Annotated in this window: 12 protein-coding genes; all 12 read right to left on the bottom strand. The window is 63.3% G+C overall.

Translation table 11 applies throughout. The features are described 5' to 3' along the window. A partial coding sequence (locus ACT84W_RS05485; protein ID WP_444328481.1) for a hypothetical protein occupies nucleotides 1–528 on the bottom strand: 528 nt, incomplete at its 3' end. Nucleotides 529–536: 8 nt separating this feature from the next. Next, the gene (locus ACT84W_RS05480) at nucleotides 537–905 is read right to left on the bottom strand and encodes a hypothetical protein (RefSeq protein ID WP_444328480.1); all 369 of its coding nucleotides are present in this window, start codon (nucleotides 903–905) and stop codon (nucleotides 537–539) included. Beyond that, nucleotides 895–1,248 (bottom strand): hypothetical protein, encoded by a 354-nt coding sequence (locus ACT84W_RS05475; RefSeq protein WP_444328479.1) that lies wholly within the window; start codon nucleotides 1,246–1,248, stop codon nucleotides 895–897. Before ACT84W_RS05475 ends, ACT84W_RS05480 begins: the two co-directional genes overlap by 11 nt. Beyond that, entirely contained in the window at nucleotides 1,245–1,661 is a 417-nt protein-coding gene (locus ACT84W_RS05470) for a hypothetical protein (RefSeq protein WP_444328478.1), read from the bottom strand. Before ACT84W_RS05470 ends, ACT84W_RS05475 begins: the two co-directional genes overlap by 4 nt. 8 nt (nucleotides 1,662–1,669) lie before the next feature. Continuing rightward, entirely contained in the window at nucleotides 1,670–2,551 is an 882-nt protein-coding gene (locus ACT84W_RS05465) for a P22 phage major capsid protein family protein (RefSeq protein ID WP_444328477.1), read from the bottom strand. Nucleotides 2,552–2,560: 9 nt separating this feature from the next. Then, nucleotides 2,561–3,124, bottom strand: a complete 564-nt coding sequence (locus ACT84W_RS05460) for a phage scaffolding protein (protein ID WP_444328476.1) — start codon at nucleotides 3,122–3,124, stop codon at nucleotides 2,561–2,563. A gap of 109 nt (nucleotides 3,125–3,233) precedes the next feature. After that, a complete protein-coding gene (locus ACT84W_RS05455) occupies nucleotides 3,234–3,656 on the bottom strand; it encodes an HK97 gp10 family phage protein (RefSeq protein WP_444328475.1) in 423 nt (140 codons plus the stop codon). Beyond that, the gene (locus tag ACT84W_RS05450; protein WP_444328474.1) at nucleotides 3,656–3,877 is read right to left on the bottom strand and encodes a hypothetical protein; all 222 of its coding nucleotides are present in this window, start codon (nucleotides 3,875–3,877) and stop codon (nucleotides 3,656–3,658) included. Before ACT84W_RS05450 ends, ACT84W_RS05455 begins: the two co-directional genes overlap by 1 nt. An 85-nt stretch (nucleotides 3,878–3,962) precedes the next feature. Beyond that, nucleotides 3,963–4,229, bottom strand: coding sequence for a hypothetical protein (locus ACT84W_RS05445; protein WP_444328473.1), 267 nt, complete (start codon nucleotides 4,227–4,229; stop codon nucleotides 3,963–3,965). Nucleotides 4,230–4,282: 53 nt separating this feature from the next. Continuing rightward, nucleotides 4,283–4,465, bottom strand: a complete 183-nt coding sequence (locus ACT84W_RS05440) for a hypothetical protein (protein ID WP_444328472.1) — start codon at nucleotides 4,463–4,465, stop codon at nucleotides 4,283–4,285. After that, complete coding sequence (locus tag ACT84W_RS05435; RefSeq protein ID WP_444328471.1) at nucleotides 4,462–5,274, bottom strand: hypothetical protein; 813 nt, start codon at nucleotides 5,272–5,274, stop codon at nucleotides 4,462–4,464. The genes ACT84W_RS05440 and ACT84W_RS05435 overlap by 4 nt, the downstream gene beginning before the upstream one ends. Nucleotides 5,275–5,301: 27 nt before the next feature. Continuing rightward, the coding region (locus tag ACT84W_RS05430) for a hypothetical protein (RefSeq protein WP_444328470.1) at nucleotides 5,302–5,720 on the bottom strand (419 nt) is incomplete at its 5' end.

Below are 5,720 nucleotides of genomic sequence, written 5' to 3'. Positions count from 1 at the left end.
CGTATCCTGCGCCGTAATGGAATAATGGCCGGTGAACTCGAACGCGAACTGGCCCTTGGCCTTGTTCTGCGTCGTGATTTGCAGACCGCCCGTGTTGAGCGCGTTGATGAGGCGGATGGCGATATAGCCGTTGCCGTTCTCGCCCGAGTAATCGCCGATGAGCCAGATGTCGGCGAAGTCGGCCTCCGAGAGTGCGGAGCGCGGGACGATCTTGCCCTCGGTCTCGTCGGCTGCGGCCGCGAGCTTCTTGCCGAGCGCGGTGTTCAGCGTCACGAACGTGCCGCTCAGCTTGGCCTCGATGCTGTCGATGCGCTTCAGCTCCATCGTGTTGGCGGGGCAGTTGTCGATGTCCTCGCCGTAGTCGATGAAGCTGGGCGTGGCGGCGAAGCTGACTCCGCCGCTCGTCGCGCCCATCAGCTCGGACTCCGCGACCTCGGCGGTCGTGGGGTTGAAATTCGTGGCGAGCAGGCCCGCGTTGATGACGATCTCCTTGAACGTGTTCTCGGGGATGCGCGTGAACTTAGACATATGACCTCCTAGTAGCTGGTCATGTACTCAATGGTCAGGTTGATGATTCGGCGCTTCACGGCGTCGTCCTCGTCGGCCATGGCGTTGCAGAACGGCTCGCCCTGCATCACCCACATGCCGCCGCCGTCGCACGGCAGCAGCACGCCGGAGAGCCCCAGCGCACGGGCGACCTCCTCGGCCTTGGAGTTGGGCGCGGCCTCGGACGATGTACGGAACCAGAGGTTCACCTCGGAGTTGCACTGCGTGCCGAACGACGCGGTCGGCAGGTCGTAGGTGATGTAGGGCATCTTCGCCTCGCCCGGCACCGCCGAGTCGCGGTACACGGGCAGCCCGAAGCCCTCGAGCCACGCCTGCAGCGCTGCCGCCTTAGTCGCCATCCGGCACCTCCCACTCCTCCGCGCTGCACTGGCCGAAGCCGAACGACGCGCAGCACGGCGCGGCGCCGTCGTCCGCGTTCGACGTGCAGCGGAATACCTGCCCGTCGAACGCACGCTGGAAGAGGTCGCCGTAGCGCAGCGGCTCGGCGGTCGTCACGGTGTAGACGTTCCTCACGCCGTCGTGCTCCGCGATACGCGAGGCCGTGGAGCTGTCGCGCACGATCGCCGCCGTGAAGCCGTCGCTGACGGCGAGGACGGTCTTGAAGCCGCCCTCGCCGTCAGGCTCGGTCTTTGCGACGAGCCTCGCGCACGCCACCGCCATGCGCTCGTACAGGCGGCTCACAGCTTTCTCCAAGGGTCGAGGCGCGCCTTGAACTGCTGCCGCCACGTGATGGGCGAGCCGTCGCCGCCGACGCGCGTGTAGCTGTAGCCGCCGAAGCTCTCGCTCGCGTACGGGCTGTCCAGCTCCTTGGCGTGCTCGGTCTGCCACGCCGCGATCTCGTTGGCGAGGTCGACCACGGCCTGCGGGATGGCGAGCGCCCAGACGGTGCCGACGAACTCCTCGTCCGTGAGGTCGTTGTAGGGCCACGCATGCAGCCCGTCGTTGAACGTCGAGCCCGTGATGCGGACGTACTGGCCCTCCTTGAGGCCGAGGGCTGCGGGCGGCACGAGGCGGCCGTCCTCGATACGGACGCGCCCCGTGCGCTTGTCGGCGACGAACCAGTTGCGCAGCGACAGAAGCACCTGCTCGAGCATCTCTGCGCCTATCGCTTATCGGTGATGACTGCGGCGAGCTCGGGGCTGAGGGTCTTGACGCCGCAAAGCATGTCGATGGAGACGGTGTCGGTCTTGGTCTTCTGGTCGTAGCCCTGCACGACGCGCAGGCCGAAGCCGTCGTAGGAGGTGGAGTACGCCTTGGGAGCGCCAAGCGGCATCTCGAGCTGGCGGGTCACGAGCGCGAAGGCGTTCTTGTGGAACGCGATGGACGGCGTGTAGTCGGCCGTCTCCGCCGTGATCTTCTGCACGTTCTGGTCGCAGTAGAAGTCGAGGCCGTACTTGCGGCCAAGCGATGCCTCCTTGAGGGCGGTGCCGTTGTCGCCGACGGCGGAGGCATTGGTAAACGCCTCGGTGTTGAGCAGGTCGGCCTCGGCCTGGGAGCCGTAGACGAAGCGGCGCTCCGTGGAGGGCGCCTTGGCGTCCACGAGGAACTTGCGGGCGGCGATGATGTCCGCCACGGCGATGGCGCCCTTGGTGTGGTCGACGCGGTTCGTGACGTCCTTCTCGAGCGCGAGCAGGTAGCCGTCGATCTTGTCGGCGAAGGCCTGCATGGCCGGGACGAGGAACTGCGCGGAGAAGTCGACGATGCCCATCGTCAGCTCCTTGGACGTGACGGCGAACGTCACGTCGAGCAGCTTGTCCATCTTGACGGGGACCTTGCCCTCCGTGGCGTCCTGCACCTCGACCTCGGTAGTAAACTCCTTGGCCTCGAAGGTGGCGGGCTTGCGGACGGTGATGGTGTCGCCCACGCCGGCGACGAACTCGGAGGAGTAGTCGCGGTGGACGAGGTTGGCCATGACGGCGTTGGTGCGCAGAACGTCCAGCGCCTCGTTGGCGATGATGTTGGGTGTAAGGATGGTGTTCGACATAGAAACCCCTTAGCCTCTCTGCTCCGCCTTGTACTTCATGTACTCGGCGGTGCTCATTTCGTTGATGTCCTTGCCGCCCTCGCCCTTGGGGGCGTGGGCCACGTCGGCGCCCTTGACGGTTGTGGTTGCGATGAAGTCGGCCCAGTCGGCCTTGATGCCCTCGGTGAGCTTGTCCGCACCCTCGATAGCGCCGTCCTTGACGGTCACGTTCTCGAGGTCGGAGACCTTGAGAACGGTCTCGATGCGCTTGGGGTCGACGCCCGCCGACTTGAGCAGCTCTCGGTACAGGCTGCGCTTCTCGGCTGCGGCTTTCTCGCCCTCGACCTTGGCCTTGTAGTCCTCTAGGTTCTTGACGGCAGCCTTGTACTTTTCCTCGTACTCGCCCGCGCCCTCGCCCTTGGCCTTGAGCGCGTCCAGCTCCTTCTTGTAGCCGTCCGCCTTGCCCGCGGCCTCCTTGAGCTCGTCGCGCTGCGCCTTGAGCGCGTCCACGCTCTCGGCGTGCTCCTCGATGATCTGGTCGATCTTCTCGTCCTCGATGCCCATTGCCTTGAGCATCTTTCGCGTGAGTGCCAACAGAATCTCCCTTGCTTCGGAATGGGCGGGTCCCAGCCTATTGCCTCGGCAGGGCCCGCACCGCAATACCTCGCGGCAAGGGTGAGTATCCAAGCGGAGTAACGCGGCCCTACGCGCCACCCCTCAGGTGCTTCTCGAGAATCGCCCGGTACGTGTCTCCGTGGCCCGTTGCCGCCTTGCGCAGGAAGTGCTTGCCCTTCATGCGGGAGGTCCCCTCCTCGACGTATGGCGCGTACTCGACGTTGGTTCCGATGAAGCAGTCGTAGCCTTTGAGGAGGTGTGTGACGGAGTTGCGCAACCTTCCCGTGTCGACCGGGCACGTCGCCTTGGCGTAGCCCTCCGCGACGAGGCCAATCTCCTCCAGGCCTGTTTTATAGGCTCGCAGGAGGGCCTTCTCGACCTGCTCGATGTTGTTCTGCCGTATCTCGATGCACTCGGCGGTATCCAGCTTTGCGGCGTTTACGATCTCCTCGGTGATGAGGGTCCCGTGCCGGCCGTGGTCGCCGGCGCCGCCGACAAGCCCATAAGCCATCAGTCGAGCACCTCGCACCCATAGCCCACGCGGCCGTCGACGTCCGCCTCGATGGCCTCGATGGCTTGCACCGGAACGACCTCGCGCCCGAGCGTGCAGCCGTCGTCGGGCTCAACCTTGTCGCCGCGCTGCGTGCAGATGTAGGTATCCGGGAACGTGAAGCCGAAGCCCAGCTTTACGGCGCAGTCTCCGCAGCTCGCGCAAGTGAATAGCTCTTTCATGCCTGCCCCAATCTCTCTGCGGGCAGTGTCGCGGCACGGTCACGCGGCATGAAAAAAGCCCCGCCGTGGCGGGGCCGGCTGTGATCTATTGGATTTTTACCTCGTGGGCCTTGTCCATCTCAAGCTCGATAGCAGACGGGCTCTCGCCTCTGAGGAAAAATGGAATCGGGAAGAAGTCAATCCTCCCCGTTTCCTTGTCGATGGCGTACGGAGTGTCGCTCGGGGCCATCTTTCCATCGAAACCGAAACCGACGAACCAATGGTATTTGCCCTCGTATGCGCACACCGGGCCGTATCCGTCTACGGCCTCCTCTTCCAGAATCGGCTTTATGGCCTCTTCCAATGTGAGCATGTCAACCTCTTGTCGTCAGGCACTCGTCGATCTTGATGATACGCCGTTATACGCTAGAGACAGATTTCGGGGTCCTGCCTCTCGAGTTTTGGAACGCCAGAGTCCAGCGACTCCTTGAGGGCTGCATAGACCTCATCGACATTGCCGTACCATATCGGCTCATAGCCGAAACGCTCCTCGAAGTTGGCCGCGAGCTTGTCGACCTGCTCCCATGTATGCAATTCGGCAACCATCACAGCCCCTCCTTCATCATCTCGTCAAATATTTTACTCGATTCCGGTAGGTATTTGCGCAGGACGGCGAGAGATTCCGGGTTCGCGGTGCTTGCGCTGAAGAACTCGGCGAAGCCCTCTTGCGCAAGCCTTGCCAGCTGGTAGTCCTCGGACGCTCCCTTTGGCCGCCAATAACTCTTGCTGTGGCCCCATCCATCGTTACACTTGTTCAGCGTTGCCCCGCCGAACAGATCTGAGAGGTCCGCCTTGTCCGCATCGCTCATCTCCCAAATCTCGGACTCGACCGAGCGGTACGCGTCCGCCTTCGTGTGCTTGAGGGATGAGATCGCCTCGGCGACGTTGTCAGGGTGCTTCCTCAAATAGTCTACCTTCCATTTTGAGATATAGCCGTTCGCCTCTAGCCACCCGAGGTCCTTAGCCGCCTTTGCCCGCTTGAAGCCTTCGCGCATCTCCTTGTTGCGAGCGTCGATGTATGCGTTCGCCTCCTTCTTGATCGTCTTCGCGAATACCCCACCTTTGTAAGTCTCCGATATATTCGAGTTGAGACCGTCGACCATGTGCCCGAACTCATGGAACCAGGTCGTTCCTTGGGGTCTCAATCCATCTTTCGAAAACACTCTTTCAAGGTTGAGCCTCACGCCACCGTCCGTTGGGCTGTAGTGGGCGGTCCCGCCCCATCCGCCGTTCAGCAAAACGAAATCCCGCTCATGCTTCAGGTAAACGCTACGGGCAGCCTTGTCCGAACGCTTGAGAATGCCTTTCACCGCATCCCTTTGATCCCCATTGAGGCACGAGTAGACGGAAGCAGACATATCGGGCTTGCCTGCGATGCGCCGAATTCAGGCCAGCGCCGCGTCCAACACCTTCTGCTGGTCGCCGGCGCTCATCTTGCGGAACGAGCCGGACGGTATGCCGTAGTCCACGAGCTGCCGCGAGAGCCGCTTGCGCGCCTCGGTCTTGGATACGCCCGCCACGTCCAGCTTGCGCTTGGTGCCGGGCATGTCCATGAACTCCGAGATGGTGCGGTCGGCCGGTTTGGCGCCGTTGACGGCGGGCTTGCCCGCCTTCCATTCCTCGTAGGTCATGCCCTCGGGCAGGCGGCTGAAACGCTCGCCGTCGAGCACGTCGAGCCCGTCGCAGCACGCCACCAGCGTGCATCGGCAGTTGCACGTCTCGGCATACGGCGCCTCGGGGTCGCCGGGATAGCGGCACCCGTTGCTGAACTTCTCCCCGACCTCCACCTTCTCGCGGTCGAGTT

It is taken from the genome of Paratractidigestivibacter sp. (assembly GCF_052362415.1).
In the GTDB taxonomy this organism is placed as follows: domain Bacteria; phylum Actinomycetota; class Coriobacteriia; order Coriobacteriales; family Atopobiaceae; genus Paratractidigestivibacter.
The sequence above is the reverse complement of the archived record's forward strand: the minus strand, read 5'-3'. Positions and strand labels throughout refer to the sequence as shown.